Raw genomic sequence first — 2295 nt, forward strand, 5'->3', positions numbered from 1 at the left:
CCCGGCGTCAGCTGCAACAGCGGGAAAGTAAAGACGGACGGTGGTACCGTGACCGCGTTCGGAATAGATGTCGACTGCTCCCCCCGACTGCCTGACAAACCCATAGACCATTGACAGACCGAGACCTGTACCCTTTCCTTCCTCTTTCGTCGTGAAGAAGGGATCCATGACATGGGCCAACACGTGAGGCGGAATCCCGACCCCGTTGTCGCTTACCGATACCCAGACATATTCGCCGGGCGTGAGTTGGGCGAAGCCGATTGGCCTGCGGTCGGTCAAAGAAAGATTGCCGGTGCGCACGGTCACTTGAGGGTTATCTCTTCCCTGCAACGCATCGCGAGCGTTGAGTAAGAGGTTGAGCACCGCGACCTCGAACTGCGATACGTCCAGTTGGCAGTTACGCAAGGACGGATCGGGGACAAACGAAAGGGCCTTCGTCTCGCCAAACGTGTTGTCGGCCAGTTCGCGAATGTCGTCAAGCCGCGAATTGAGGTTAATGACGCGACCGCGCAGCTCCTGCTTGCGTGCAAAGGCAAGCAGTTGCTGTGTCAGTGTGGAGGCCCGTGTGACGGCATCGCGCATCCGCTCGACGGGTATGACAAATCGACCGAGATCGAATTTGTGCTCGATCCCAAGCTTCATGATGTCCACGTACCCGCTCATAACCTGCAGCAGATTGTTGAAGTCATGTGCGATGCCGCCGGTGAGTTGACCGAGGGCTTCCATCTTCTGAGACTGCCGTAGTGCCTCTTCTGCGTCCCGTCGACGACTAATATCGAGTTGCGAAGCGAAGTAATACACGATGTCACCCGCCTCATTCCTGACGGGCGAAATAAACAGAGCATTCCAGAAGCTTGAACCGTCTTTTCGGTAATTCAAAATCTCGGTGTTGATCTCGCGCCCTTCGGCGATCGCGTCGCGGATCTCGGAGATCGTTGCCCGGCTCGTCTCCGGTCCCTGCAGGAGACGGCAGTTATTTCCCATTAACTCTTCGACGTCATAGCCGGTCAGGTTAAGGAAGGCCGAGTTGACGAAGACGATTGGGTTGTCTACCTGATTTGGGTCGGTGACAAGCATTGGCATGCGAGTCGTCGAGACCGCAGCAAAGAAAATGTCGTTCGAGTGATCGCTAAAGGGCGGTCGAACGTTGCTAATGGTAGGGCGCTGAATGTTCATGTTTTGTCCTCCTGCGCTTACGGTACCTTTATGGCGGCGCACGGAGACCGCCCAAAGCGACTGATTGCGGGGTTGAGATTCTAGCGTTCTCGTTGGACCTTGCCTTTGGTCTGGAAGGTGGCTAAGAGGAAATTTTGGACGGCCCTAATGATTTCAAGAGTCGTCTTCCGATTTCCGAAAAGCATAAAGGCGCCTTGGCGTTAGACAAAAACGAGACGAAGCGTGCGGCGCTCATCTAGGTTCTTCATGATTGCCCGTTATTGCTATCGTTGAATGTCGCTTGTGGGTCCGTCGATACTCGTTCGCCGTTCCGGGAAGCCGACGATTGACTGCGCCGCATCGCGAACGACAGCGAAATGGCGAGCTACAGCCGCACGGAGGATTAGCGGCGAGCGCCGGCCATGGCCGACCTGCCGGCGAGCGGCGTCGTACGGAGTCAGCCAGAGCCGGACTTTCGCGTGCATGTATCCATCGTGTACCTCTTCGCGAGCGGAGCGGCGGTCTGGCCAAGTTCGAGCCGCAATCGGCAATAGGCCAAAAAGACGGTGCAGCCGCGCCACCCGGCTATGTGGGACCGCACACGTGGTGCCGACTCGGATGTGGGGCTGCTCACAATCAAGCTTCGGCGTGTTCTGTATTCCGTTGGACAACGAGAAAGGGACCAAAATGAGTGACCGGGACGATTTGATCAGCGAGAACAGGAAGCTCCGCGAAGACCTCAAGTGGGCCGAGACAGGGGCTTTCATGATTCTGGCGGTCTGCTTGATCTTTATGAACACAGGGCGGGACCACACAGCAGTCTTGCTTCGTGGATCGGGTTTCTGGAAGCGGCAGCAATCTGGGGCGTAGGAAAACTCTTGATCAAGATCTGCAATCGCAAAGCATGATAAACACGACGCGCGATCACGTGTTTGGCGCGGTCTGCTCGGACCGTTGGCCGTTGTAGCTTGGAAAGCCGCCGTGACTGTGGCGCGGGGTCGACGGGCTGCAATGGGCGTAGAGACCAGTTAGCCGTGCCCGGAAGCCGCCGTTCGAGCGAGCCGTATCGCGAACGACAGCTAACAGGCAAGCTGCAGCCGCACAGCGGGTGAACGACGAGCGTCCGCAAAGGCCGAGGGG

1 protein-coding gene is annotated in these 2295 nt (G+C 57.3%); it reads right to left on the reverse strand.

Translation table 11 applies throughout. The annotated features are described in order from the left end of the window. Nucleotides 1-1176 (reverse strand): ATP-binding protein (locus BG60_RS35975; protein ID WP_051996862.1); only part of this gene is annotated, 1176 nt, incomplete at its 3' end. Between the last annotated feature and the right edge of the window lie 1119 nt (nucleotides 1177-2295).

It is taken from the genome of Caballeronia zhejiangensis, from assembly GCF_000698575.1.
GTDB classification, from domain to species: domain Bacteria; phylum Pseudomonadota; class Gammaproteobacteria; order Burkholderiales; family Burkholderiaceae; genus Caballeronia; species Caballeronia zhejiangensis.